At 71.9% G+C, this 26,426-nt stretch carries 19 protein-coding genes and 1 tRNA gene; 11 read left to right on the plus strand and 9 right to left on the minus strand.

Annotated features, from left to right (window positions below; genetic code table 11):
• Window positions 1-636: 636 nt before the first annotated feature.
• The 3 genes from OG811_RS00455 to OG811_RS00465 all read right to left on the minus strand — a co-directional run bounded on the left by OG811_RS00455 (window position 637) and on the right by OG811_RS00465 (window position 2,332).
• Window positions 637-1,656, minus strand: coding sequence for a tyrosine-type recombinase/integrase (locus OG811_RS00455; RefSeq protein ID WP_406071256.1), 1,020 nt, complete (start codon window positions 1,654-1,656; stop codon window positions 637-639).
• Window positions 1,653-1,991, minus strand: a complete 339-nt coding sequence (locus OG811_RS00460; RefSeq protein ID WP_406071257.1) for an AbrB/MazE/SpoVT family DNA-binding domain-containing protein — start codon at window positions 1,989-1,991, stop codon at window positions 1,653-1,655. The genes OG811_RS00455 and OG811_RS00460 overlap by 4 nt, the downstream gene beginning before the upstream one ends.
• Before the next feature lie 254 nt (window positions 1,992-2,245).
• Window positions 2,246-2,332 (minus strand) — tRNA-Leu (locus OG811_RS00465).
• Window positions 2,333-2,564: 232 nt separating this feature from the next.
• Between OG811_RS00465 and OG811_RS00470 the strand changes: the two genes are divergently transcribed.
• The 8 genes from OG811_RS00470 to OG811_RS00505 all read left to right on the plus strand — a co-directional run bounded on the left by OG811_RS00470 (window position 2,565) and on the right by OG811_RS00505 (window position 15,216).
• Window positions 2,565-5,222 (plus strand): hypothetical protein, encoded by a 2,658-nt coding sequence (locus tag OG811_RS00470; RefSeq protein WP_406071259.1) that lies wholly within the window; start codon window positions 2,565-2,567, stop codon window positions 5,220-5,222.
• 161 nt (window positions 5,223-5,383) lie between these two features.
• Window positions 5,384-8,008, plus strand: coding sequence for a fibronectin type III domain-containing protein (locus OG811_RS00475; protein ID WP_406071261.1), 2,625 nt, complete (start codon window positions 5,384-5,386; stop codon window positions 8,006-8,008).
• A gap of 27 nt (window positions 8,009-8,035) precedes the next feature.
• Window positions 8,036-9,031 (plus strand): AAA family ATPase, encoded by a 996-nt coding sequence (locus tag OG811_RS00480; protein ID WP_406071263.1) that lies wholly within the window; start codon window positions 8,036-8,038, stop codon window positions 9,029-9,031.
• Window positions 9,032-9,045: 14 nt separating this feature from the next.
• Window positions 9,046-10,233 (plus strand): DUF58 domain-containing protein, encoded by a 1,188-nt coding sequence (locus OG811_RS00485; RefSeq protein ID WP_406071264.1) that lies wholly within the window; start codon window positions 9,046-9,048, stop codon window positions 10,231-10,233.
• A complete protein-coding gene (locus OG811_RS00490; RefSeq protein ID WP_406071265.1) occupies window positions 10,230-12,647 on the plus strand; it encodes a transglutaminaseTgpA domain-containing protein in 2,418 nt (805 codons plus the stop codon). Before OG811_RS00485 ends, OG811_RS00490 begins: the two co-directional genes overlap by 4 nt.
• 131 nt (window positions 12,648-12,778) lie before the next feature.
• Window positions 12,779-13,624: an ABC transporter ATP-binding protein gene (locus tag OG811_RS00495; protein ID WP_406071266.1), complete on the plus strand. Its 846-nt coding sequence runs from the start codon at window positions 12,779-12,781 to the stop codon at window positions 13,622-13,624.
• 12 nt (window positions 13,625-13,636) lie between these two features.
• Window positions 13,637-14,398, plus strand: coding sequence for an ABC transporter permease (locus OG811_RS00500; RefSeq protein ID WP_406071267.1), 762 nt, complete (start codon window positions 13,637-13,639; stop codon window positions 14,396-14,398).
• Window positions 14,399-14,442: 44 nt separating this feature from the next.
• Window positions 14,443-15,216, plus strand: coding sequence for a MerR family DNA-binding transcriptional regulator (locus OG811_RS00505; protein ID WP_406071268.1), 774 nt, complete (start codon window positions 14,443-14,445; stop codon window positions 15,214-15,216).
• Window positions 15,217-15,355: 139 nt separating this feature from the next.
• Here the strand turns inward: OG811_RS00505 and OG811_RS00510 are convergent, their stop codons facing one another.
• Window positions 15,356-16,147, minus strand: a complete 792-nt coding sequence (locus OG811_RS00510) for an SDR family oxidoreductase (protein WP_406071270.1) — start codon at window positions 16,145-16,147, stop codon at window positions 15,356-15,358.
• Window positions 16,144-17,127 (minus strand): LLM class F420-dependent oxidoreductase, encoded by a 984-nt coding sequence (locus tag OG811_RS00515; protein WP_406075423.1) that lies wholly within the window; start codon window positions 17,125-17,127, stop codon window positions 16,144-16,146. Before OG811_RS00515 ends, OG811_RS00510 begins: the two co-directional genes overlap by 4 nt.
• A 170-nt stretch (window positions 17,128-17,297) precedes the next feature.
• Here OG811_RS00515 and OG811_RS00520 point away from each other — a divergent pair, with 170 nt between their 5' ends.
• Window positions 17,298-18,161, plus strand: coding sequence for a DUF1028 domain-containing protein (locus OG811_RS00520; protein WP_406071271.1), 864 nt, complete (start codon window positions 17,298-17,300; stop codon window positions 18,159-18,161).
• Window positions 18,162-18,167: 6 nt separating this feature from the next.
• Here the strand turns inward: OG811_RS00520 and OG811_RS00525 are convergent, their stop codons facing one another.
• Complete coding sequence (locus tag OG811_RS00525; protein ID WP_406071273.1) at window positions 18,168-18,836, minus strand: maleylpyruvate isomerase N-terminal domain-containing protein; 669 nt, start codon at window positions 18,834-18,836, stop codon at window positions 18,168-18,170.
• 7 nt (window positions 18,837-18,843) lie between these two features.
• Window positions 18,844-19,731, minus strand: a complete 888-nt coding sequence (locus tag OG811_RS00530; RefSeq protein ID WP_406071274.1) for a phosphatase PAP2 family protein — start codon at window positions 19,729-19,731, stop codon at window positions 18,844-18,846.
• An 83-nt stretch (window positions 19,732-19,814) separates the two neighbouring features.
• On the opposite strand from OG811_RS00530, the gene OG811_RS00535 reads away from it, so the two are divergent.
• Window positions 19,815-20,549, plus strand: coding sequence for a DUF3159 domain-containing protein (locus OG811_RS00535; protein WP_406071275.1), 735 nt, complete (start codon window positions 19,815-19,817; stop codon window positions 20,547-20,549).
• Window positions 20,550-20,868: 319 nt separating this feature from the next.
• Here the strand turns inward: OG811_RS00535 and OG811_RS00540 are convergent, their stop codons facing one another.
• Window positions 20,869-23,775, minus strand: a complete 2,907-nt coding sequence (locus OG811_RS00540; protein ID WP_406071277.1) for a glycoside hydrolase family 48 protein — start codon at window positions 23,773-23,775, stop codon at window positions 20,869-20,871.
• Between the two features lie 808 nt (window positions 23,776-24,583).
• Here OG811_RS00540 and OG811_RS00545 point away from each other — a divergent pair.
• Window positions 24,584-25,927 (plus strand): GH1 family beta-glucosidase, encoded by a 1,344-nt coding sequence (locus OG811_RS00545; protein ID WP_406071278.1) that lies wholly within the window; start codon window positions 24,584-24,586, stop codon window positions 25,925-25,927.
• A gap of 80 nt (window positions 25,928-26,007) precedes the next feature.
• Here OG811_RS00545 and OG811_RS00550 read toward each other — a convergent pair whose 3' ends face one another.
• Complete coding sequence (locus tag OG811_RS00550) at window positions 26,008-26,421, minus strand: roadblock/LC7 domain-containing protein (protein WP_355030161.1); 414 nt, start codon at window positions 26,419-26,421, stop codon at window positions 26,008-26,010.
• Window positions 26,422-26,426 lie beyond the last annotated feature (5 nt).

Below are 26,426 nucleotides of genomic sequence, written 5' to 3' on the forward strand. Positions count from 1 at the left end.
TACTCGACAGGAAGAAGGCCTCCGGCAAGACATCGGTGGAAGCGATGCGTGCGCTGAAACGACGCCTGTCCGACATCGTGTACCGGTGCATGATCGACGACGCCACAGCCGCTGCGGCAGCGGGCCCGGTAGGACAACGGGAAGACGGCAACTGAGTCCAGCGTGACCGACTCTCATCCCCCAGCTGACTCTTCGGGGAAGTCACTTCCCGGACCCGCCGAGACCCAGAATAGAACTCTCCTCCCGGCGGTGTCTTGACACAAAGGGGAGCCAGACCCGGATGCCGACGCTAGCCCTCTTTGGTACTGTGCGTGACGCGCCCCGACAGCGGGTGGCCGAGGAGGAAGAACTCGCGTTCAACGAATGCCCGCTCACACCAGTCCCTACCGCGGGTTTCATCGGATGAAGCATCCTCTGCCGTGCGCACCCTCGCTCGGCCCGAGAAAGGGCAACCGGGGCGGCGCCGGCGCGCCCGCCCGGGCAGGTTGCCAATACCGCGGCCGCCTGGAGCAGCTGCGCCGCCGACAGCCGGCAGGAAGCGCCGGCCCCCCCTGCAAGACATCGGCGCTGTTACGAAGTAGCTCCCGCGGGTGGACCTGGACGTGACCGCCAGGCCCACCCGCGATCGGTTCCAGCTCAAGCGAGGGGATGAGGCTCGTTGGTCAGCGCCGCCAGAGCCGCGGCCACCTCCTGAAGACTCGCCCGGACGTACGTACTGGTGGTGCCGACCTCGCTGCCGCTGTCGGAGTGCCCGGCGTACGCGCGGGCAACGGCGTAGCCGAAGTTCCGCTCGACCCACGTCAACGTCGTGTGCCGCAGCCAGTGCGTGCTGATCTGCTGCACGTACACCCACGGCAGGTGCTCACCGATGCGCACCCACAGGTGGTCGTACCGCCGGTAGGTGATCGGCTGCCCGTTGCGGTAACGCAACAGCTGCCCCGTCCCCGTCGCCTGACGCTCCTCGGCATGCTGCTGCAGATGCCTCATCAGCGTCGGTGACACCGGCTGCCACCGCACCGTGTCACCCTTCTCCCGCAGCAGGATGAGGCACTGGTCCGGGTCCAGATCGACCGGCCGCAGAGCTAGCGCACCGCCCCGGCGGCACGCCGTCTCGGTGTGCAGCCGCAGCAGCAGGCTGTCCAGCGCAGGATCGTCACCCGTGCTGGCGGCGACGGCGTTGATCTCCGCAAGTCTGGCATCGGCCACTGCGCGTCTGGTACTCGGCAGCCGCCTCGGCTTGGCCACCTTCAGTGCGGGGTTGTCCCCCGCAGCAATGATCCCGTCGGCGACAGCCCGCTTGTACAGGCACCGCAACGCGGCGATCAGATGCTCCGCCGCACTTCGCCCACCTCGGGCATTGCGCCGCGCCACCACGTGCGTCTTGGCGTACTCCGCGAGCTGCTCGATCTCCGAAGGCGTCGGCTCGTCGAGCCGCCGCTGTCCCCAGTGCTCCAGGACCCGTTTCCAGTACGAGCCGTACGCCCGCCGGGTACCGTCACTGACCGCCGCCGCTACCACCGGCACGTACTCGGCGAACGTTGGCGCGGGCGCACGGTCCGACACCGCCTCGACAAGATCAGCCGGCGAGATCCCCATCCGGGCCAGCAGCAACCGGGCAGCGTCCAGCTCTGCCCGGCCCACGGTGGTGTCACTCATTCCTGACCACCACCCAGCACACCTGCGTGAACCGCCACGACCATCGCATCCAGCGCGGCCGGAGGATGCACCACGAGTAGACCCTCGGGAGGATTGGCGGCCAGCAGCACCCGATCCCCGGCGGTGAGACCGCACCAATGCCGCACCGCCGACGGCAGATGGAGATGACCTTGGCCGGTGACGGTGAAGACGCCCTGCCGATCCAGCCGGACGACGATGACTCCGGAGCCCTCGCGGATGTGCAGGCGGGTGCCCGGTGCCCATCCGAGAGCACGGATGATCGTGCGGTCCGCGATTCGGCCACTGACGTCGATGGCCGCTAGGCCGTACAGCATCGTGCCTGTGCGCGGTGTCGGCAGGACCGGCAGCGGCAACGGTGGGCGGCGAGGAGCTCCACCGCGCGGCTGACGCTGCCCCGGCTGTCGGTCCGACAGCAGCACGGGCGGAATGACGGGAGCCACAGAACGCTCAGCCACGACAACCGCCCCCGATCGAGACAGGCTCGGTCGAAGGCGTCGTTGAGATGAGATCTGCGTGGTCAAGCGCGCTTGACCACGAGTACGCGAAACACAGCATGGATGCTGCAATTTGGTGTCCGAGGGGGGACTTGAACCCCCACGCCCTATACGGGCACTAGCACCTCAAGCTAGCGCGTCTGCCATTCCGCCACCCGGACCTACACATTCAGCCTACCTCGCCGACCCAGATGATCTTTCCATCCGATGTCGGCACGGCGGGCCGCACGGGGAGTTACTGTACACGCCGCTCGTGGATCATGCACATCGCCTTCCGGCGCCGGTCTCCTGGCGCTCCCGCCGCTACTCAAGCCGCCTCGAACGACCACAGCGACACACCACCAACGCGTGTCCGGGTAGCGTCCGGCCACCCTCTGACGGCAGCATTGCCACGTGTCCCATCCCTCCCCCTTGGCAGCCGCCCAACACCGGGCTCTCGCCCTGCGCGTCGCGGGCGACCTCAGCGCCGCCCGGCAGCTGCTTGCGGAGGCCGTCGGATCCGCTCCCCCGCCGTACGGCGTCGACCACCCCGAGGTGCTGCACACCGCGCACCTGCTGGCCCGGCTGCACCGGGAGGCGGACGACCCACTTGCCGCCCGCCGCGTGCTGGAGGAGGCTTTCGCGGCGGGCGAGCGGCGTTGGGAGCACTCTGACCCGATGATGCTGGCGCTCGCCTTCGAGCTCGCCGAGGTGGCGGAGGAGCTGGGCAACCGGCACGAGGCCCGCCGCAACTACACGCGCGTCGCCACTGCCGGGCCCGCCGCGCTCGGGGAGGGCCACCCGGTCGTCCGCGCCGCCCGCGCCTACCTCGCCCTGTCCACGTCGACGCCGAGCGAGCAGCACGGCTCACCGTCGACGTCCAGCCCGGCCCCGGTCGCTGCGGCGACCGAGTCGGGCGCCCGGTCGGCACTGTCTGGCCCGACTCTGTCCCTGGCGACCCTGGCCGCGATGCGACCCTCTGCTGGCGGCCCGTCGGCCGCCACCTCACCCTGGGCTCCGCCGCAACCGGCGGCCACGCCCCAGCAAGCCTCTCCGGGGGTACGCGCACCCGGCGCATCCACCCCGCCCAGCGACGCCACCGTGGCGCCAGCGCCGGTCCCTCGGGTGGCGTCCGTCCCGCCGGCGTCCTCCTCGATCGCACCGGTGCCGCCCGGCCCGCCAACGGCTGCATCCACGTTTGCAACGCCGCCGCGTCAACGCGCCGACCAGCAACCGCCCGGGCCTGCGGCGCCAACGCGTCGACGCGCTGAGCAACCGACCGGGCCCACGGCGCCGCCGCGTCAACGTGCCGATCAGCAGCCGCCCGGGCCTTCCCAGCCAGCGGTCGGCCCGCTGCCTCGGCCGAGGGCTGAAGGCCGGCCGGCGTCGTCGTCCGATCAGCGGGCACCGCACCGACCGCCGTCCGGGCCAGGTGTAGCACCGCGTCAGCGGGTGAGCGACCAGGCGGCCCACCCGACGGTCGACGTGCCACCCCGACCCTCGGCCCCCGCCCCGGCGTCGGCCGCCAGCCCGGCAGCACCGGCGCTGCCGGCACCCCGCTGGGACGACCCCACGATCCAGGTACGGCAGATCGAACCACTGCTCGCTGAGGAGGCTGCCCGCGCCGCAGCCAGGTCAACCGGGCCGAGCGAATCGCACAACGTGTCCGGCACCGAGGTGACATCGCCGGGCAGTCCATCCCCGACCCGTGACCATCCAGGGCCGGCGCACCCGGTGAGCGGACCACCAGCCCACCCCGTCAGCGCGCCGCCCGCTCCCCCGCAACCAATCTCCGCGCCACCTGGCCACCCGTACCCGGTCTCGGGACCACCAGCGCACCCGTACCCGGTCTCCGGACCACCTGGCCACCCGTACCCAGTCTCGGGACCACCAGCGCACCCGTACCCGGTCTCCGGACCACCCGGCTACGGGCAACCCGTGTCCGCACCACCTGGGCACACCTACCCGGTGTCCGCTCCGCCCGGTGTCCAGCAACCCGTCTCCGGGCCACCCTACGGACAACCCGTCTCCGGGCCACCGGTGAGCGGGCCACCCGTGCCGCCGTGGGGCTTGACCGCACCCCCGTGGAGCAGCAGCGCGCCACCGCAACCACTGCCGACGTCCGCCGTCGGCTCTGCCGACCCGTCCCCGGTGGCCGCGGACAGTGAGCTCTGGTCGGCCACCGTCGATGCCCTGATGGTGCCGACGCAGCCGGCCCGGGTCGCGCCGTCCGATCAGACCGAGGTGTTCCCGTCCGTTCCGGCGAGCAGTGGCCCGACCGGGGGTGACGCCAGATCGAGCCAGCCCGTGGCCTCCCCACCAGGCCCGATCGTCGCGCAGTCGAGCCCCGTCGCGACATCGGTCGAGCCGCCGCCGGCAGTCTGGTCACCGGCCGCCGGCACCGACCCGACGATGCCGCCACCAACCGCGCCACGACCGGCCCAGCAGTACCACCAGGGCCACTACCCGACACAGGACCAGTACCCGACACCGGAGCACCACCCGATCCAGGCGCCGTACCCGGACCAGCAGTCCCGCCCGTTGCAGGACGCCTTCCGGTCGGCGTACGCCGATGACACCGGGTCGACGGGCCGAGGCCGTGCGACGCTGATCGGCGCGGTGGTGGCGGCCGGGGTGGCCGTCGTGGCGGTGGCCGGTCTGGGTGCGGTGGTGCTCACCCGCGACGACCCGCCGCCGTCGACCGGGACCGCGCCGACGGTTGCGGCACCGACGTCGGCGGCGCCGACGGCGGCCGGTCCGCCGCCCGGGGATGTGAAGCTGCGGGACGACTCGGCCACGATCACGCTGACCTGGACGGATCCGTCCGGCGGTGCGGTGCCGTTCATGGTCGCTGCCGGTCGGGCCGGGCAGGCTCTGGGGGTGATGGCCACCGTGGACCCGGGCAGGACCAGCTACACGGTCAACGGGTTGAACTCACGAGTGGATCACTGCTTCACCGTGTTGGCGGTCTACTCCACCGACAGCTTCGCGACCTCGGGACAGGTCTGCACCGCGCGGGAGCGCACCACCCCGTCGACCCGAGAGCCCTCGGGTCGGCCGTCGCCACGCTGAACCGAGCTGAGCCGGGCGTCCACAACGCACACGCTGGGTATCCACAGGGGTGACCGTGCGGGTTCCCCCCGTCATCAGCAGCGCCATATGATGGCACCCGGCTCAGGGGAGGGTCGCCGCGAGGCGTGCCACCTGCCACGACTCAGGGGAGGCAGCCGGCTGTGGCCATCATCGAGGACGCCTTACCGACCGATGCCCCCCGCTCCCGGTCCCGGCTTCGCGGCGGGCTGGTGACCGTCGGCACGGTGACCGCGCTGCTGGCCGCCATGGGGCTGACCGTCCTCGGGCTGGGCGCAGCCGACAACGCGGTGGCCAACTACGACGCGAGTTCCTGGCTGTGGAGCGCGGCGCGCAGCGAGCTGGCCCGGGTCAACGGGGTCACCGCCCGGGTGGACACCCGGACCGAGATCCCCGGCGCCAGTCGGCACCCGATGCAGGTCACCCAGACCGACCGACTGCTGATCCTGCGTGACCTGCAGACCGGGCAGGTCAGCTCACTGGACCTGGCGACCCTGCAGCTCACCGCGACCACCCGGACCACTCCTGGCCTGGGCGTGAGCGTCGCCCTGCACGAGGACGCGGCGTTCGTCGTCGACGCCGTGCAGGGCATCGTGCGGCAACTCGACCCGCGGTCGCTGTCTCCGGTCGGCGAGCCGGTGCGCTACCCCCCGGGCATCACCGGCGGCACCTTCGACGGTGCGGGCCGGCTCTGGATCGCGGTGCCCAGCGAGGGCACCGTCTCGGCGATCACCGCCGCGAAGCTGCCGTCCGCGCCGGCCTCGGCAGCGAACGCCGGTGCCGGGCTGAGCCCGGAGCGCGTCGAGTCGTACGACGTCGCCGAGGCCAGCCACGAGCTGGTGGTTTCCACCCTGGATGATGGTGTGGCGGTGCTCGACCGGACGGCCGGGAAGCTGGTGCGCGTGCAGCGCGGCGAGGTGCATCCGACGCCGTTGACGCTGTCCGGTCCGGCGGCACTGCCCGCGCGCACCAGCGGGTCGCGGGTCCCGGTCACCGTGACGGCCGATCGGCGGGTGCTGGTGGTGGGTGACGGTGGTGAGGAGAGAGCGTTCACCGTGCCGGGCGAGGGCGACCGGCTCAGCCCGGCGGTGGCCTGGGCCGACCGCTTCTACTGCGCTGACGAGGCCACCGGCACCATTTACTCCTTCGACGCGGGCGGTCAGCTGGTCGAGACCATCGGTGGACGGGCGAACGGCCCGCTGGAACTGGAGGTCCGGGAGAACCACCTCTTCATCAACTCGCCCGACTCGGCGACGGCCCGGGTGGTCGACGACAAACACCAGGTGCGCGAGGTCAACAAGTACGCCAACGACGTGCTCGGCGGCGACCCGCCACCGGTTCCCCCGCCGCCGCCCCCGCCGAAGAAGCCTCGGGTGGGCAAGCCCAGCGCGCCGCGAAGCGTCACCGCCGCCGCCGGCAACGCGCAGGCGCGGGTGAGCTGGCGGCCAGCCGCCGCCAACGGCGCCGAGATCATCAAGTACGTGGTGGAGGGCGCCGACCAACGCCTGGAGGTGGGCGCCAACCAGCGTGCGGTCGAGGTCAAGGGTCTGACCAACGGCGAGACGTACCGGTTCGCAGTGCACGCGGTCAACGCCAAGGGCGACGGTCCGTCGCGCACCAGCAACCCGGTGACCCCGACCGCCGCGGTGCCCGACCCGCCGGCGAGCGTCACCGCCCAGGAGCGGCCGGACGGCACGGTGGTGGTGAAGTGGCCGGCCGCGAACGGGCAGGGCAACACCATCGCGAGGTACGCGGTGACGGCCAGTTCGGCGGGGACGAACGCGCCGGCCGGCGAGTCGACGAAGACGGAACTGGTGGTGCCGGCCGGTGAGTTGGAGTTCGGCACCCAGTACGCGTTCACCGTCGTGGCGGTCAACGACAAGGGCGCCGGGTCGGCGGCGTCGCCGGTGAGCAACACGGTGGTGCCGTTCGCGGCGCCCGGCCGGCCGCTCGACCTGCAGGCCGGGACGGTCGCCGACCAGCCGGGCGCGGTCACGGTGCAGTGGTCGCCGGCGGAGACGAACGGCCGGCCGGTGACGAAGTACCTGGTGGACGTCGGTGGCAAGACGAGCGAGGTGACCGAGACCCGCACGACCGTCACCGGGCTGGGCAACGGCCAGAACGTCACCGTGAAGGTGAAGGCGGTCAACGAGGCCGGGCCCGGCCCGGAGGCCACCGCCACGGCGCGTACGGTCGCCGCGCCCCGGGTCACGGTCACCGGCTCGTCGGCGACCGCCACGTCGGCGACTGTCACGTTCACCGTGGACGCGGGCGGCGGCAAGGCCACCTGCTCGCTGAGCACGTCGGGTGAGCCGGCGAAGGCCGGGGCGTGTTCCAGCATCACGATGACGGGGCTGACGCCGGGGACGGCGTACACGTTCACGGTGACGGCGAGCAACGCCGCCGGTAAGGGCACCGCGACGAGAGCACAGGACACGCAGCCGCTGCACGGGATCGCGACCTGCCGTAACGGGGCGTCCGGGCCCGAGTCGACCTACTGCGACCGCGACCGTGATGGCCGAAACGGCAACGAGATTTTCTCGGTTCCGCGACAGGACAACGACAAGCAGGTGGGTTGGGCGAAGCCGGGCACCCGGCTGCAGGCGTACTGCAAGAAGTCGGGCGAAGAGGTCTACGCCTACATCTATAACAACGACAAGCGCAGCACCTGGTGGGTGCAGGTCGAGTACAGCGGGAAGAACTACATCCCGTGGGCCTGGCTCAACCTGGAGGGCGGCGACAACATCAACGTCCTGCCCACCTGCTGAGCCACCAGGCAAGGAGCACCACCGATCGTGAACACCCACGAGCCGCTCACCCAGCCGGAGGTCCAGGGCTTCGCCGCTCTGGCCGCCCGGCTGGCCGAGAACGTCAACGCGGTGGTGCTCGGCAAGCCGCAGGTGGTGCGGCTGGCGCTGACCGCGCTCTTCGCGCAGGGTCATGTGCTTTTGGAGGACGTGCCCGGGGTCGGTAAGACGACCCTGGCGCGGGCCATCGCCGCCACGGTGAAGGGTGAGTGGCGGCGCATCCAGTTCACACCGGACCTGCTCCCCTCGGACGTGTCCGGTGTGACGATCTTCAACCAGGCGACCCGGGACTTCGAGTTCCATCCGGGGCCGGTCTTCGCCAACATCGTCATCGCCGACGAGATCAACCGTGCGTCGCCGAAGACCCAGTCGGCGCTGCTGGAGGTGATGGAGGAACGCACGGTCACCGTGGATGGGGTCCGGCACCCGGTGCCGTCGCCGTTCCTGGTGGTGGCCACCCAGAACCCGGTGGAGATGGACGGCACCTACCGGCTGCCCGAGGCGCAGTTGGACCGCTTCCTGGTGAAGCTGTCCGTCGGCTACCCGGACGAGGCGGTCGAGGTGGAGGTGCTGCGCGGCGCGACAGTACGCTCCCCGGAGGCGCTCGCCCCGGTCACCGACACCGCCACCGTCGGGGAGATGGTCCGGATGGCCCGCCGGGTGCACATCGCCGAGCCGCTCTACGCGTACGCGGTCCGGCTCGCCGCCGCCACCCGCACCCACCCGCAGGTGCGCGTCGGGGTCAGCCCCCGAGGTGTGATCGCGTTGACCCGTGCGGCGTGCGCGTACGCGCTGATCGACGGTCGAGGTTGGATCATGCCGGAGGATCTGAAGGCTCTCGCCGAGGCGGTGTTCGCGCATCGGTTACTGCTCACCCCGGACGCCCAGGTCCGCGGGATGACCGCCGGAGAGGTGCTGCGTCAGGCCATCTCCTCGGTGCCGGTGCCCCTGCCGTCGGGGCAGCCCGCTCCGGTGCAGGGCTGACCGGCAGCAGCGGTGTGGGGATCACCGCCCGTGGGGTCGGGCTGCTCGTCGCCGCCGTCGTCCTGCTGGGGACGGGTTTCCGGTTCGCGTACCCCGAGTTGACGCTGCTCGGCGCTGCGGCCGGAGCGGCCGTCGGCTACGCCGCACTTGTCGCGGCCTGGCGGCCCCGGCTGACGGTGACCCGCCGCGCCGACCCGGACCGGGTGGCGCGCGGCGAGCCGGCGAGCATGACGTTGACGGTGCGCAATACCGGCCGGCTGCGGTCGGCGAACCTGCTGGCCGAGGACCGGTGCGGGCAGCGCAGCGTGCCGGTGCCGGTGCTGCGCCTGCGGCCCGGCCGGGACACTGAGGTCCGCTACGACGTGCCGACCCATCGTCGCGGGGTGGTGCCGGTCGGGCCGCTGCGGGTGACCCGTCGCGACCCGCTGGGGTTGGTGGCGGTGGCCCGCCCGTACGGTGCGGCGGTGCCGGTCTGGGTGTACCCCCGGGTCCACCCGCTGACAGCGGTGCCCACCGGCGCGGGGCGCAGCCTCGACGGTCGGGTGGACGGGGTGCCGCACGGGTCGATCACGTTCAACTCGCTGCGGGAGTACGTGGTCGGCGACGAGCTGCGCCGGGTGCACTGGCGGACCAGCGCCCGGGTGGGTGAGCTGATGGTGCGGGAGAACGTGGACACCAGCCTGCCGCGCCTCGTCGTCCTGCTGGACAACCGCGCCGCCGCGCATTCGCAGCGGGTGGGTGGGGTGGCCGAGTCGTTCGAGTCGGCCTGCGAGGCGGCAGCGTCGATCGTCACCGCCGCGCACCGCGCGGACCTGCCGATGGTGTTGCTGTTCGCCGCCGCGGAGGCGGACGCGCCGGCCGAGACGGGGACGCCCGACGGGAAGGCGGACCTTGGGCCCGCGCTCGGGCCGCTGGACCGGCTCGCCGCCGCCGAACTCTCCGGCGACGCTGACGCGGTCCGCGCGGCGACCACCCGGCTGCGGCAGGACCGGCTCGGCGACACGCTGATCTTCCTGACCGGGCCGGGCGGCCGGGACGAGCTGGGCCACCTAGGGGGGCTGCGCGGGGCGTACCCGTCGGTGCTGGTCGGGGTGTTTGGCGCGGCCGAGCCGACGCCGCCGGGCGCGGCCGGCCTGGTGGTCGTCGACGCGGCGGACGGCGCGCAGTTCGCCGCCGAGTGGGACGGGGTACGCCGGTGGTGACGCGCGCCGTGTGGGTGCTGCGGGCGACCGTCGTCCCGCTGGCGCTGATCGGGCTGACCGCGCTCGCCGGGGTGGTGCTCGGCCGGGTGTACGCGGGTGACCTGCTGACCTGGCTGGTCATCGGCGCCGCGGCGGGTTCGGTGCTGGTCAGCGTGGCCATCCGGCGGCTGCCGTCCTGGCTGGTGGCGCCGGTGTCGGTCGCCGCGATGGCCGGTTGGACGCTCTGGTCGCTGCGGCTGGCCGCCACTCACGCCGAGTTACCGGGCGGCCTGCTGGAGGTCACCGCGGACGCCGCCCGCAACGGCATCCCCCGGCTGCTCACCGCGATGATCCCGGTGGAGCCCACACCGGACACGGTGCTGGTGCCCGTCGTCGCCGCCTGGCTGGCCGGGCTGGCGGGTGCGGAGGTGGCGCTGCGCGCCGGCCGGGTGTTGCTGGGCTACCTGCCGGCGGCGGGGCTCTACGCCGCCGCCCTCTACGTGGTCGGCCCGAACGCCGAACCGGCGGTCGGGGCGACGCTGGCGTTCGTCGCGGTCGCGGCGGTCGGCCTGGCGACCCCGACCAGCGCGGCGCCGGCCAGCGGCGATCCGACGGCCAATCTCGCCCCGGGGGTACGCGCGGCGGTGCGGCTCCGGCTGGCCGGCACGGCGGCGCTCGGCGTGGTTCTGGTGGTCGGGCTGGTCGCGCTGCTCGGCCCGGTCGTCGCCGATCAGGTCGACGGCCGGCCGGTGGACCCGCGCCGGTACGTGGAGCCGCCGCAGGTGCAGACCCTCGACGAGAACCCGTTGATCCGGATCTCCGGCTGGGCGCTGCACCCGGAGCAGAAACTCCTCGACGTGAGCACGGAGCGCTCCGATGCGCCGACCGGCGGCAGTTCGCCGAACGCGGGCGGCACCGAGCCGGACGGCGGTTCCGATGACGGGACCGACGGTCCGGGCCAGGCGAACGACGCCGGTGGCAGTGTGCGGATCCGGTTGGCGGTGCTCAGTGACTACGACGGCGTGACCTGGCGGGTCGGCGCGACGTACCGCAACGCCGGTCGGATCCTGCCGGCCACGGCACCGGCCCGGGACAGCACGGTAGAGACCGTCCAGCAGGAGATCACCGTGGCCGAGCTGACCGGTCGGCTGCTGCCCGCCGTGGCAACGCCTCGGGAGGTCAGCGGCGCGCGGGTGGCGTACGACCCGGCGACGGGGACACTGATCCGGCCGGAGGGGCTGACGCCGGGGCTGCGGTACACGGTGACGTCGGCCCGGGAGCGCCCGGACAACAATCTGCTGGCCAGCGCGAACGTGCCCGCCGGCGATGAGGTGGCCCGGGTGCTGCGGGTCGCCGACGGGGTGCCCGACCCGATGCGCCGGCTGGCCGCGCAGCTCGCGGAGGAGAACGGCGCCCCGTTCGCGCGGGCTTCGGCGATCGAGCAGTTCCTGGCCGAGCACTACCGGGTGGTGACGGACGCGCCGAGCGGGCACGCGTACCCGAATCTGGGTTTCTTTCTCTTCGGGCCGCGCAGCGGCGGCGGGCAGGAGGGCACCTCGGAGCAGTTCGCGGCGGCGTTCGCGGTGCTGGGCCGGCTCTCCGGGCTGCCGACCCGGGTGGTGGTGGGTTTCCGAGCCGGGCAGGGGCCGGTGCTGGCCGGCGACGCGTACGCCTGGCCGGAGGTGCTCTTCGACGGGCTGGGTTGGGTGTCGTTCGACCCGCTGCCCCGCCCGAACGACGAGCCGAGGCCGGTTGAGGAGGACTTCCGCCCGACGCCGGAGGACCCGCCGCCCTCGGAGGCGCCGCAGCCCACCGCGGAGCCGACCGCGTCGCCCGAGCCGGTCGCCGCCGCCGACGGGCCGCCCGGCGGTGGCGGGGTTTCCACGCCGGTGCTGGTCGCTGGCGGCAGTGGCGGCCTGTTGCTGCTGGTGGGGGCGCTGCTGCTCACGCTGGTGGCGATGCGCCGCTCGCTCACCCGCGCCCGACTCGTCCGGGGCGACCCCGGTCAGCGCATCATCGGCGCCTGGCGGGAGGTCACCGACGCGCTGCGCCTGGCGGGAAGGCTGGTTGGCGACGACCTGGCGGCCACCGAGGTGGCCGGCCAGGCTCGGCAGGCTCTGCTCGACGCTCGCATCAAACGGTCCGGCGGCAGGCCGGGCGACCCGGACGCCGCCGCCAGCGGCGACCACCGCGAGGTGCCGGGCGGAGTGGCCCTCGTGCCCGGCGGCACGGGCCAGGCGCCGGGCGGGGTCGGGGTCGACGACCTGGCCGCTCTGCTCAACCAGGTGGCCTTTGCGCCCGGCACCGCCACCGCGGCCCAGGCCGACCGCGCCGGTGCGGTGGCCACCACCTACGTGGAGGGGCTGCGCGCCGCCCGCCCGTGGTGGCGACGGCTGCTCTGGTCGATCCACCCCGGCCCGCTACGCCGCCGCTGAACAACGCCGCGCGCCACCGACCTTTTCAACGGCTGGCGATTCATCCTCCACGACAGCACCCTCCGACGGCTGTTCCTCAATTCCGTGACAGCTTGACCTTGACGCTGCGTCAACCCTCCATGCTGGCTGCCATGAGCATCCCGGCAACAACCAATCAGGTCCAGGGGCCTGCGATCCACGTGCAGGGACTGGAGAAGTCGTACAAGGAGCTGCGTGTGCTGCGCGGCGTGGACCTCGATGTGGCGCGGGGCAGCATCTTCGCCCTGCTCGGCTCGAACGGGGCGGGCAAGACCACGGTGGTGAAGATCCTGTCCACGCTGCTCAAGGCCGACGCAGGGACTGCCCGGGTCAGCGGCTTCGATGTCGTTACACAGGCCGCCGAGGTACGCGAGTCCATCAGCCTCACCGGGCAGTTCGCGGCGGTCGACGCGATCCTCAGCGGGCGGGAGAACCTCGTCCTGGTTGCCAGGCTGAGGCACCTCAAGGACCCGGGCGCGATCGCGGATGACCTACTGGGGCGCTTCTCACTGACCGAGGCGGGCCGCCGGAGGGTGGCGACGTACTCCGGTGGCATGCGCCGCCGGCTGGACATCGCGATGAGTCTCATCGGGAACCCGCCGGTCATCTTCCTCGACGAGCCGACGACCGGGCTGGACCCGGAGGCGCGCATCGAGGTGTGGCAGGCCGTCAAGGAGCTCGCGGCGGGCGGCACGACCGTGCTGCTCACCACTCAGTATCTGGAGGAGGCCGAACAACTCGCCGACCGGATCGCGATCCTCCACCAGGGTCGGATCATCGTCGACGGCACCCTGGCCGAGCTCAAGCAGCTGCTGCCGCCCGCCAAGGTCGAATACGTCGAGAAGCAGCCCTCCCTCGAAGACGTCTTCTTCGCGGTCGTCGGCGACGCCAGCGAGGACGTCGACGGCGACGCCGCTGAGGGCAGCCAAGGCCGCATGACCGAGTCGAACAAGAAGTAAGGAACAACAACAATGGCCACGCACTTCTTCGCCGACACCGCCGTCCTCACGGGACGGACCATGCGCCACGTCACCCGCAGCCTGGACACCATCATCACGACCGCGATCACGCCGATCGCCATCATGCTGCTGTTCGTCTACGTGTTCGGCGGTGCGATCGACACCGGAGCCGTCTCGTATGTGAACTACATGCTGCCCGGCATCCTGCTCATCACTATCGCGTCGGGAATCTCCTACACCGCGTTCCGGCTCTTCAACGACATGCAGGGCGGAATCTTCGAGCGATTCCAGTCCATGCCGATCGCCCGATCAGGCGTGCTGTGGGCGCACGTCCTGACCTCGCTGGTCGCCAATGTGATCTCGCTCGTGGTCGTCGTCCTCGTCGCCCTCGTCATGGGCTTCCGCTCGGGAGCTGGAGTGCTGGCCTGGCTCGCGGTCGCCGGCATCCTCATCCTGTTGACTCTGGCGCTGACCTGGATCGCCGTGATCCCTGGCCTCACCGCACAGTCGGTGGAAGGCGCGAGCGCATTCTCCTACCCGCTCATCTTCCTGCCGTTCATCAGCTCGGCCTTCGTGCCCACCGACACCATGCCCGGCCCGGTGCGCGCCTTCGCCGAACACCAACCGGTGACCTCCATCGTCAACACGATCCGCGACCTGCTCACACAGCAAGCGGTCGGCACCGGCATCTGGATCGCCCTCGGCTGGTGCGTCGGCATCCTCATCGTCGCCTACTTCTTCGCCACCATGTCCTACCGTCGCAAGATCTCCTGAGCCGTGTCGACCGGGTCTGGGCGAGGTGGGGGCAGGATCAGAGCATGCTGACGATCGGTCAACTGGCGGCGTACGCCGGCGTCACCGTGCGGGCGGTGCGGCACTATCACCAGATCGGGCTACTGCCCGAGCCGGAACGGGATGCTTCGCGTTACCGGCGGTATGGCGCAACGGCAGTCGTGTCCCTCATCAAGATCCGCACCCTCGCCAACGCAGGCGTGCCGCTGTCCCAGATCGGTCAGATGCTCGAAGCCGACGCGTCGACCTTCGCCGAAGCGGTCCAGAGGATCGACAGCCACCTGCGGGACGAGATCGAACGGCTTGAGTCCAGCCGCAAGCAGATCGCGCAGCTCACTGCCGGGGACAGTCTGACGCTCTCCCCGCAGGTGGTCTCCTACCTCGATCGACTTCGGGCCATCGGGGCGTCGAAGCGGATGGTGGAGGCTGAACGGGACGGGTGGATCCTGGTCGCGGCTCGCTGGCCCGATCGCATCATCGAGTGGATGCCGGCGAAACTCGCGCAGCTCGACGACCCGCAGGTCGTTCGGCTCTATCGGGTCCTGTCGGAGATCTTCGACAGCGACGCGGGCGAGGACGCGCTGCTGGAGGAGGCCGCCGACATCATGGCCGCCCTGGTCGAGCAGGCCTACAGTTCCGGTGACGTCCTCGTCGACGAGGCGCAGGACGATCTGCCTGACCTTCTGGACGCGCTCGCCGTCGAAACCGACCCGCGAGCGGAGCGACTCCGGAACCTGATGCGCGAGCGTGGCTGGTCCGGTTGGACCCGGGTGGAGCGGCTGGCGAAGCCGCCCGGCTAGGGCGCCATCGGCGACCTTCGGGTGCCTGGTCCGACTCGACCGGTCCTGACCGAGCCAGGCCGCGCCAGGCCGGGCCGGACCAGGCCAGGCCGGGCCAGGCCGAGCCAGGCCGAGCCGGACCAGGCCAGGTCGAGCCTGGTCAGGCGGTCAGGCGGCGGACGAGCTTGCGCATGCCGGCCTGCCAGCCGTCCGGGTCCTCGGCACGGCGGCGCGCGTAGTCGGCGACCTCCGGGTGCGGCAGGATCAGGAAGCGTTCCTCGGCCAGGCCGGCGATGGCCGCGTCGGCGACCTGGTCCGGGGTGAGCACCGCACCGGACGCGGCGATCACCCGGGCGCCGAGGTGGCCCTCGCGGATCCCGCCGGCGAGCATCGGGGTGTCCACGCCCTGCGGGCAGAGCGCGCTGACCCGGATGCCCCGGTCCCGGTAGGTGATGGACAGCCACTCCGCGAACCCCACCGAGGCGTGCTTCGTCGCGGTGTACGCGGCGTCGCCCACCGCGGTCAGCACACCCGCCGCCGAGCAGGTGTGCAGCAGGTGGCCGCCGCCCCGGGCGAGCATTCCGGGCAGCACCGCCCGGGCCGAGTAGACGTGGGCGAGCACGTTGACCCGCCACGCCCGGTCCCAGCCGGCGTCGTCGACCTCCACTCCCCCGCCGGTGGTCACGCCCGCGTTGGCGCAGAACAGGTCGATGCGGCCGTACCGCTGCTCGGTGTCGGCGACCAGTGCGCGGACCTGCTCCTCGTCGGTGACGTCGAGGGCGGTGGCGTACGCGATCGGGCCGATGTCCTCGGCCACCGCGCGAGCCGCGTCGGCGTCCAGGTCGGCGACCACCACGGCGGCGGCCCCCTCGGTGGCGAACCTGCGCGACAGCGCGGCACCGATGCCGCCGCCACCACCGGTGACCACCACGATCCGGTCGGTGAGGTTCACGCGGACGCTCCTACGGGGTTGGCGCCCAACTGGGCGATGAGGGTGAGCAGCGCGGCAGCGCCGCCGGCGGTCACCTCCGGGGTCGGCAGCAGCGCGAAGATCGGCACATCCACGCCAGCGTCGGCGTAGCGGCGCACCTGGGCGCGGCACCGCTCCGGCGTGCCGTGCAACACCAGGGCGTCGACCACCTCGTCCGGCACCGCCGCGCTGGCGCCGCGCCGGTCACCGGCGGCCCAGGCCTGCCACATGGGCCCGAGCGTCTCGTCGCGGCCGAGCCAGCGGTGAAACTCGGCGTACGCGGGGACGGTGAGGTAGCTGGTGATGAGCCGGCGGCCCAACGCGCGGGCGTAGGCGGCGTCCTCGGTGGGGCAGACGAAGATCCGGGCGGCGACCTCGAAGCCAGCGCGCCGTTCGCCCAACTCGCCGAGGGCGCGCGGCACGTCGTCAGCGCTGAGCCAGTTGAGGATGACCCCGTCGGCCTCCGCGCCGGCCAGCCGGAGCATCCCCGGGCGCAGCGCGGCGAGCAGGATCGGTGGCGGCACCTGCGGCGGTCGCTCCAGCGTGAACCGGCGCACCGTGAACGTGTCGTAGACCTCGTCGACCGTCTCGCCACGCAACGCGGCGCGCAGGAAACGCAGGACGTCGCGGGTGCGCCGGAACGGCTCGTCGAACCGTACGGCGTTCCAGTCCCGTACGAGCACCGGCGAGGACGCGCCGATGCCGAGCGAGAACCGGCCCGGCGCGGCCTCGGCCAGCGCTGCCGCGCTCATCGCCAGCAGCCCGGGGCCCCTGGTGAAGACCGGCGTGATCGCGGTGCCCAACCTCAGCCGGGGCTGCCAGGCCGCGGCGAGCGCCAGCGGGGTGAACGCGTCGGTCCCGGCGACCTCGGACGACCAGACGTCGGTGAACCCGGCCCGGTCGAGGGCCGCGTAGGCCGCATCATGGTGGGCCAGTGCGATCCCGCCCAACGGCACAGTCATGCCCCATCGATTCGTCACCGATCGATCGTGCCGGTTGACAGGGCGCGCGAGCAAGATCCCCGCACCAGGCAGAATCGCCGGTTTCCGGGCGTGCGTGCCAGCGGAGGGTGCCTGCGTCTTCGCGCTCACCCGGATCTCGGCACGCGCGTTCGAGGCCCTAGTCTCGGTGGGTGACCTTCTCGCTCGTCGCCCGCTCCGCCGACGGCCGCCTGCACGGCGTCGCGGTGGCCAGCAAGTTCCTCGCCGCCGGTGCGCTGGTGCCAGCCGCCGCCGCCGAGGTCGGCGCACTGGCCACCCAGGCGCACGTCAATCTCGCCTACCGTCCGCAGGGCCTCACCCTGCTGCGCACCGGGGTTACCGCCGCCAACGTGGTGGCGGGGCTGATCGCCGCCGACCCTGAGCGGGAGCACCGCCAGCTCGGCGTTGTGGGAGCCGACGGTCCGGGCGCCAGTTGGACCGGGCCGGCCTGCCACCCGTGGGCCGGCGGACGGATCGGCGACGGCTGGGCCGCGCAGGGCAACGTGCTCACCGGCCCGGAGGTCGTCGACGCACTCGGTGATGCCTGGCTGGCGGGGTCGGCGCTGCCGTTCGCCGAGCGGCTGGTCGCCGCGCTGCGGGCCGGCGACGAGGCCGGCGGCGACCGACGGGGCCGGCAGAGCGCCGGCCTGCTGGTGGTCGAGCGCGGCGGCGGGTACGGCGGCACCAGCGACGTGGTGGTCGACCTGCGGGTCGACGACCACCCCGACCCGGTGGCCGAACTGGGTCGCTTGCTCGCCGTGCACACCATGCTGTTCAGCCGGCCCGACCCGGCGACTCTGCTCGACCTGAGCGGCGCGGTCGCCGAGGAGGTGACGGCGTTGCTCAGGGCGCTGGGCCATCCGGTGGCCGAAGACGGGACGGAGGCCGCGTTGGTCTCCTGGGCCGGGCTGGAGAACCTGGAGGAGCGGCTGGTGCCGGGGCGGATCGACCCGGTGGTGCTGACGCACCTGCGCGGCGTCGCCCCGCACGTCCCCGTACCCCGCTCCGCGAGCTGACCCGGGTCAGCTGCCGAAGGCGAGCCAGCGGAACCCGGCGGAGTCGATCGCGGCCCGTTCCGGGCCGGTCAGCGCCATCCGGCCGGTGGTCTTGCGGATCAGCGTGAGCCGGTCCCAGCCCAGTCCGGCCGGTGCCGGTCGCCCGCCGGTGAGCAGGTCGGCGATCACCGTGGCCGCCGGTGGGGTGAGCCACGGCGGCCGGCCCAGCGCGGCGGCCAGGTCCAGACCGTGCACACCCACCTCGACGACCCGGGTCCGCAGGAAATCGGTGAGGCGCATCGCGTCGCCGTGCCGGGTCCGCACCACCCGATCGGGCGGTGCGGCGGCGACCGCCGCGTCGGTGGCCCGCCAGGCCCGGTCCAACTCGGTCGCCAGCGCCGCCCGGTTGACCTTCAGCGCGTCGCGCTGGCCGTTGGCGATCCGGTCGGCGTCGACCTGCGGGGTGAACTTCGCCCTGCCGAAATAGCCGGCGGCGTCCACCTCCGCTTGTGGCGGGGCCGACGCGGCGAGCATGTCGGTCAGCCGCCCAACTCCGGTGCGTACGTGCGCGATCAACTCCCGGACGGTCCACGGCGGGCAGTCGGTGGGCCGGTCGAGGTCGGCGTCGACCAGTTCGGCCAGGACCTCGGTGAGCTGCGCGCACTCGGCGGAGAACGCCGCGCGGACCGGATCCACGGCCGGTTCAGCCCTTGACCCGGGGCACCAGCCGGTGCACGACGCTGAGCACCAGCGCCATCACCACCGCCATCGTGCCGGCGATCCCGGCGGCGCTGCCCGCGTACCCGACGAACAGTGGCCGGCGGGCCAACTCGTCCGGCCCGGTGTCGCGCAGCTCGATCAGCCAGGCCAGGGACAGCCCGCAGGCGACCAGGGCGAGCACACCGCCCACCCCCAGCACCAACGCGGCGATCCGGTGCGCGTCGCCGGGGGCGACCTCGGCCTGCTCCCGTTGGGTGATCAGCAGGACCAGCCCGGCCAACGCCGCCCAGACGCCCACCACCAGGTACGCGGCGACCGCGTCGCTGGGCCGGTGCCAGCCGGCGGAGAGGGTGGCGACTCCGGCGACGGCGGCGTAGCCGGCACCGATGAAGGCACCGACCGCTCGTACCTTCCGGGGCAGCACGAGCATCAGCGCGACGGCCACCGACGCGGCCACCGTGGCGTGCCCGCTGGGCAGGCTGTTGCCCACCCCGTCGCGCTCCGGGTCGAGACCGAAGTCGGGCCGATTCAGCCCGTACTTCAGCAGCTGGGTCGTGACGTTCGCTCCGGCGATCAGCAGCGTCGCGGTGATGGCCAGGGCGATCCGTCCCCGGATCAGCGCGATGAACCCGATCGTCGCGGTGGCGGCCAGCAGGGAGACCACCGACATCGCGTTGAGGATCCGGTCGACCGGGCCGTCGATGGTGTCCTGCCCGATCCGGTTGCCGGTCAGGGCGACTGTGTCCACCCACTGGCCGATCTCGGAGTGCACGGCCACCTGCCACACGGCGAGGAAGGCGGCCGCCTGGACGAGGGCCAGTACGACCAACCAGACCGCGGTCCAACCCCGTGCCGTCGCGCGCATCCGCACACCGTAGCGGGCGTTGTCGGCCAGCCGGCCGGTGGCCCGCCGCCGATCGCCGGTTAGGTTGTGCCGGAGGCGAGGAGGCGGTGATGGGCGGAACGCCGGAGCGCGACAGCGGCCAGGCCGAACCCGGCCCGGCCCAGCGGACGGGCGCCGACCCGGGCCTCGGAGGGCCGGCGCGGGTCGAATCGCTGGCGGATCTTCTGGGCGGGCGACGCGGTGCCGTCGACGCCACCCTGCCGCCGTTGGCGTTCGCGGCAGGCTGGTTGCTGGGCGGCGAGTCGTTGTGGGGTGGGGTCGGCGCGGCGCTGGCCGTGGGCGCGGTGGTGGCCGGCGTACGGCTGCGTCGGGGTGACCGGCCGCGCTCGGTGCTGATCGGGTTGCTGGCCGTCTGCGTCGCGGCGATCATCGCGGTGCGCACCGGCCGGGCTGAGAACTTCTTTCTGATCCAGGTGCTCTCCAATGCCGCCAGCGCCCTCGCGTGGACGGTCAGCATCGTGGTGCGTTGGCCGCTGCTCGGTGTGTTGGTCGGCGCGGTCCTGGGCCAACGCGCCCGGTGGCGGCGCGACCCGGCGCTGCTGCGCGGGTACGGCCGGGCCAGTTGGGTGTGGACGGCGACCTACCTGGTGCGGCTCGCGGTGTTCGTGCCGCTGTACGCCGGTGGGCAGGTGCTCGCGCTGGTGGTGGCCCGAGTGGCCCTGACCTGGCCGCTGGTCGCTGCGGCGCTGGCACTGAGCTGGGTGGTGCTGCGGCGGTCGTTGCCGGCCGGGCACCCGGGTCTGCGTCATCCGGTCACCGGGGATCCGGCCGCACCGCCGCGCTGACCCAGGCGAATCCGGGGACGGTTTGCGGGCAAATAAGTGGAGAGGCCGCCACGGGGGGAGCGGCCTCTCCGGTGACGTACGTTACTCCGTCATGGACTTCGGCGTGATCCCGTGACGGCCAGAATTTCTGGGCTTTTTCGCGGCTAGCTCCAGTCCGGGCGGTGGGGTGGGCCAGCCGATCCGCTGCGTTGGCCAGATGGCTGACCCACCCCGGCCTGACCGTGGGAGTCAGGCCGTCAGCCGGCCAGGGTCCGGCGTTCCCCGGACCCTGACCGGACCCCGGGGGTGGGCGGTCCAGGCCACCCACCCCCGGGTCGCCTCAGCCGTTCGGGAACAGGCTGCCGTAGTCGGCGTACGCCATGGCGACGTCCGCCTGCGCCCAGAACCGGTGGTAGTTGAAGCTGGGCTCCGCACCACCGTTCAGGTACGCCTGCACCTTGGGCCAGTCCGGGTCCTTCTTGTAGAAGGACCGGATGTCGAGGAAGCTCTTGCCGGCGACGATGCTGTCGCCGTTCGGCATCTTCCCGGTCCAGCCCGGCGGGATGTAGGTGCCCTGCCCGGTGGACGCGTCGTAGATGTCGTCGAAGCGCCGGTAGTCGCCACGCTTCTCGGTGGTGGAGACGCCCTTGGTGTCGCTGACGGAGTACAGCGCGTCAAGCAGCCCCTTGGCGGTGTTCTTGGCCGCCACGTTGCCCGACTTGGCCGCGTACGCGGTCAGGGTCCGGGCGTAGGCGGCGGCGACGCCGACGTCCTGGCCCTTGACGGTGACCTCGACGTGCAGGTTGGTGTTGGGCTGCGGGCTGCTCGGGTTCCAGGTGGTCGGCTGGCCGGTCCACGCCATGTCCGACGGGATCGACCAGTTGGTGCCGACGGTGGTGTTGGCGATCGCCCACGGCACCCACTTGTCCAGCAGTGCCTTGGCCTTGGCGTTGCCGGTCTGCAGGTACAGCTCGGCGATCCGCTGCATCGACCAGGCCTGCATCCCGAACCACTGGTTGGACGGCGGGTCGTTGTAGACCGGGTCGACGTCGTAGAACATGCCGTAGAAGGTGCTGGTGCCCGCTGGCGGTTGGGCGTAGCTGCCGTCCCAGCTGTTGGTGGCGCCGCCGGCGATGCCGCCCTCGGCGGACTGCAGCCAGGTGTAGAACTCCAGCTGCCGTTCAAAGCTCTTGGTCCAGTCGGCGACCGCGGTCGCCGACTGCGGCTTCAGCTCCGGCGTGTTGGTCAGCGCCCAGGCCGCGAACGGGTTCTGGTAGCCGAAGTGGTTGTGGCTGGAGCCGATCCGCCAGGACCAGTTCTGGCTGGTGTCGTACGCGCCACCCCAGGCGTAGTACCAGGACAGGAGGTAGTGCGCCGAGTCCTTGCCGCTGCCGGCGGGGCAGGTGCTGGCCCCGACGCAGTTGCCGATCTTCTTGAAGTACTTGTCGAACATCGCGTACCGCAGGTAGTCACCCATCTTGGCGGCCTTGGCCACGGTGGCTGCGACGTCGGCCTGCTTGTTCTGCGCCTTGGCCCAGGTCAGCGCCCAGTACGCGGCCTGCACGGCGCGGGCGTCGGCGTCCGGCGCGTTGGTGTACTTCCACTGCTTGGCGGGGGCGCCGGTGTCCTTGACGAACAGGTCGAGGTAGCCGTACTGACCGCCGTGCTTGAAGGTGTCGCAGGACGGCTGCGGGACGGTCTCCCACACCGACTCCTGGGTGCCCCGCTGGAAGGTGTTGATGTACGCCGGCTTGGTGGTGCCGTCACCGCAGCGGCCGAAGCCGTAGGTGTTGTCGACGTCGAGCAGCCAGTGCATGCCGTAGATGTCACCGGTGCCGTAGGTGGACTGCAGCTCCGAGCGGAGCGGGTCCTGCCCGACCGGGATGTTCGGGTTCAGCGCCGAGGGGTACTGGCTGGGCAGGTTGTACTCCGCGGCGTACTGCGGGGTGCCGGCGGAGCCCGCCGTGGGCTGGTCGGCGTGCGACGGGATTATGTATTTTTCCATCACCGTCCAGGCGTTGTTGAACGGGGACCAGTTCTGGGTGACCCGCCCGTAGTTCGCCTCCAGCCAGAGCCAGAAGCTGAACGCTTCCGAGGTGGTCTCGTGCCCGTGGTCGGGTGCCTCGACGATCAGCGTCTCCACCGAGTGGTACGGCACACCCTCGGGGCTGAAGTAGCCCGAGTTCTTGATCTTGCCGTACTGCTCGAGGAACTTCGCGATGTAGGCGTTGTCGCCGCCGGGGGTGTCGTTGTCGATCTCGGTGGCGGTGACCGCCAGCGGGGCGAGACCAGTGGCGGAGGCGGTGATGGTGGCGGTGCCGCCGACGGTGTCGGCGTCCTCCGCCGCGGCGACCGTGACGGTGACCCCGGTGTTCCAGTTGGCCGGAGTCAGCGTGACGGTGGCCGGCGAGACCGTGACATCGGTGTCGCCGGTGCGGGTGAGGGTGACCAGCACGTTGGCCGTCGGCGCAGCGCTGAGCTTCAGGTTGAAGGTGGTGGTGCCACCCTCGTTGACGCTCACCGCGGACGGGGTGGCGACCAGCCTCGGACCGGTGGGGGCGGTGACCGTGAACGCCTTTTCGGCGACCCCGACGCCGTTGGCGTTGTCGTACGCCTTGGCCTGGACGGTGTAGCTGCCGGCCGGGAGGCCCACCTGGGTGTAGGTGTACGGAGCGGTGGTGTCGGTGTTGATCAGCAGGCCGTTGCGGTAGAACTCGACTTTGCTGATCGTCCCGTCCGGGTCGCTGGCGGTGGCGGTCAGCGGCACGTCGGCCGGCGCGGTGAACGGCCCGGCCGGCAGGTCGAGGGAGACCGTCGGCGGCTGGTTGGCCGGGGTGCCGTTGCAGGGGGTGCCGTTGAGGGTGAACGAGGTGGGCTTCGGGTTGCTCCCCGAGTAGGAGCCGTTGAAGCCGATGGTGGTGGAGGCCCCGGTGCCGAGGTTGCCGTTGTACGACTCGTTGGTCGCGGTGACCTCGCTGCCGGACTGGCTGTATCTGGCCGACCAGCCCTGGGTGACCCGCTGGCTGCTGTTCGGGAAGGTCCACTTGAGCGTCCAGCTGCTGACCGGGTCGCCCAGGTTCTTGATGGTGACGTTGGCGGTGAAGCCGTTGTTCCAGTCGTTGGTCGCATAGACCACATCGCAGGCGGGTGCGGCCTGTGCGGCGCCGGCGGGCAGGGTCACCCCGCCGACGGCGAGCGCGATGGCGGCGATGATCGCCACGCGACGGCGTCGTGCCAGTTGTCTCATGTGCGCGGTGTCTCCTCGGACCAGGCCGGGATGGTGCCCGGCGAGGCGCCTTGCCCGCGAGGGTGGTGGTGCGCGGGGGATTCGAGGCGCCGGGAAGGTGGTCTCCCCGGGCCCGGCCGGGGTGGGGCAGTTCGGGTAACCGTGACCGGAAGTGCTGCTGCCGGCTGCCCTCGGTGGACCCGCGCTCACGCGAGGTGGCTCCTGTCGCGTTGAATCGACAGTCTGCCATGGAAGCGCTCCCACAACAAGCGCGCGCGACGCTGAATCAGGTCCTTGTTTCGATCTCGTTTTGGGGCTTTCACAAAGGCGTGACGGGCGTTACAGTCGCAACATCGGTCGATGGGAGCGCTTCCATCGACAAGGTTCCAACAAGAAGATCGCCGGGGCCGTCTCTGACGGACCCGGGGAACCAGCCCGAGGGCTGACGACGGGCCAGCCCGGACGCCGTCATCAGCCATCGTCCCGCCACATGGAGGGAGGTGGAACCAGAGCCACTCGCGTGGCCCGGCTCCCGCGCGACACGCACGGCAGGACCCAAATTCCGCCCGTGTGTGTGCAGTTACGGTGGGGACGGGGGTTGCCCTCCCCCGTCCCCACACTAAACCCCCGTACACGATAGGAAAAGAGGCCGACGGGACAGGCGCGCTGCGCCCGCCCGGCGGCCTCGTTCGCTGCTCGGGGCCCCAACCCGCCTCCACCCGCCAACGCCGACCGCCATGACGGCCGGCTCACCGGGTCGGCTGCGTTTGCCCTATCATGGGAGCGCTCCCGAATTTCGGCGGTGGCCCCGTATCCATGAGGAGAATCCATGTCGATACCTACCGGGCCCGCCGGCCCGCTGCGCTTCCCCGACAACTTCGGCTGGGGCGCGGCCACCTCCGCGTACCAGATCGAGGGCGCCGCCAAGGAGGACGGGCGCGGCGAGTCGGTCTGGGACACCTTCAGCCGCGTCCCAGGGCGCACCCGCAACGGCGACACCGGCGACGTGGCCGCCGATCACTACCACCGGTACGCCGAGGACCTCGACCTCATGCGCGACCTCGGGTTGCGCAGCTACCGCTTCTCCATCTCCTGGCCACGGATCCAGCCCGACGGCACCGGCGCGCCCAACCAGCGCGGGCTCGACTTCTACCGCCGGCTCGTCGACGGCCTGCTCGAACGCGGGATCACCCCGATGGCCACCCTGTTCCACTGGGACCTCCCGCAGGCGCTGCAGGACGCCGACGGCTGGGAGTCGCGCGACACCGCCCACCGCTTCGCCGACTACGCCGACGCGGTCTTCCACGCCCTCGGCGACCGGGTGCCGGCCTGGCTCACCATCAACGAGCCCAAGACCGTGGTGCAGAACGGCTACCTCATCGGCCACCACGCCCCCGGCCGGCAGGACCCGAACGCCGCCTACCTGGTCGCCCACCACCTGCAACTCGCGCACGGGCTCGCGGTCGGCGCGCTGCGGGCCACCGGCAGCGACAGCCGGATCGGCCCGGCGCTCAACCTGCACCCCTGCTACCCCGCCGACGACTCCCCACAGGCTGCCGCGGCCACCCGCCTCTTCGACGGCTACGAGAACCGCCTCTACCTCGACTCCCTGCTCAAGGGCAGCTACCCGGAGGACGTGCTGGTCGACCTGGGCCCGCAGAGCCGGATGGTCCAGGGCATCCGCGACGGCGACCTGGCGATCATCTCCGAGCCGGTCGACCTGCTGGCCGTTCAGTACTACACGCCGATCTACGTCACCGCCGACGGCGACACCGAGCACCGCTGGGCGACCTCCGAGGCCGAGTGGCAGCAGATCTACCCCGATGGGATGTACGACATCCTGACCCGGGTCACCCGCGACTACGGCCCGATCCCACTCACCATTACCGAGAACGGGCTGCCCACACCGGACACCCTCGCCTCGGACGGCACCGTCCACGACGCGGGTCGGATCAGCTTCCTGCGCGACCACCTCGCCGCCGCGCACCGGGCCATCGCCGCCGGGGTGCCGCTGGAGAGCTTCCACGTCTGGTCGCTGCTGGACAACTTCGAGTGGGCCGAGGGGTACGACCAGCGGTGGGGACTGGTCTACGTGGACTACCCGACCCAGCGGCGGGTGCTCAAGAGCAGCGCCACCTGGTACCGCTCAGTCATCGCCGACGGCGGCTTCTGAACACGCCGCCACCCGGACGACCGGGCCCGGACGGTTCGGCTCCGGTGAGCCGGTGACCGTCCGGGACTCGGCCGGGTTGATCAGCGGGGCAGGGCCTGCTGCAACTCCGCCCGCAATGCCGGGGTGAGCATCTCCCCCGCCTGCTTGGCCAGCCGGGCCATCTCGTAGCCCACCACACCGATGTCCGCGTCACCCGCGGCCAGCGTGGCCAGAATCGAACCGTCGCGTATCTGCATCACCAGGAAATAGCCGCGGCCCATCTCGACCACCGTCTGCTTGACGACATCGCCGTCGAACAGTTGGGCCGCGCCCGCGGTGATGCTCATCAGCCCGGAGGTCACCGCGGCCAGCTTGTCCGCGTTGTCGCGGGGGAGGTGATCGGAGATCGCCACCAGCAGCCCGTCGGAGGAGACCACCACCGCGTGTGCCACGCCCGGCACCCGGTCCGCGAACGCGCTCACCAGCCAGCTCAGGTCACGCGCCTCCTGGCTCAACGTCG

It is taken from the genome of Micromonospora sp. NBC_01638 (assembly GCF_045209745.1).
Classification (GTDB): domain Bacteria; phylum Actinomycetota; class Actinomycetes; order Mycobacteriales; family Micromonosporaceae; genus Micromonospora.

Excerpts from the sequence above, each read along its gene's own strand:
- OG811_RS00460 (WP_406071257.1), bottom strand. The coding sequence starts at position 1,991 with ATGCTGTACGGCCTAGCGGCCATCGACGTCAGTGGCCGAATCGCGGAC.
- OG811_RS00455 (WP_406071256.1), bottom strand. The coding sequence starts at position 1,656 with ATGAGTGACACCACCGTGGGCCGGGCAGAGCTGGACGCTGCCCGGTTG.
- OG811_RS00505 (WP_406071268.1), top strand. The coding sequence starts at position 14,443 with ATGCTGACGATCGGTCAACTGGCGGCGTACGCCGGCGTCACCGTGCGG.
- OG811_RS00535 (WP_406071275.1), top strand. The coding sequence starts at position 19,815 with ATGGGCGGAACGCCGGAGCGCGACAGCGGCCAGGCCGAACCCGGCCCG.
- OG811_RS00500 (WP_406071267.1), top strand. The coding sequence starts at position 13,637 with ATGGCCACGCACTTCTTCGCCGACACCGCCGTCCTCACGGGACGGACC.
- OG811_RS00545 (WP_406071278.1), top strand. The coding sequence starts at position 24,584 with ATGTCGATACCTACCGGGCCCGCCGGCCCGCTGCGCTTCCCCGACAAC.
- OG811_RS00540 (WP_406071277.1), bottom strand. The coding sequence starts at position 23,775 with ATGAGACAACTGGCACGACGCCGTCGCGTGGCGATCATCGCCGCCATC.
- OG811_RS00515 (WP_406075423.1), bottom strand. The coding sequence starts at position 17,127 with ATGACTGTGCCGTTGGGCGGGATCGCACTGGCCCACCATGATGCGGCC.
- OG811_RS00495 (WP_406071266.1), top strand. The coding sequence starts at position 12,779 with ATGAGCATCCCGGCAACAACCAATCAGGTCCAGGGGCCTGCGATCCAC.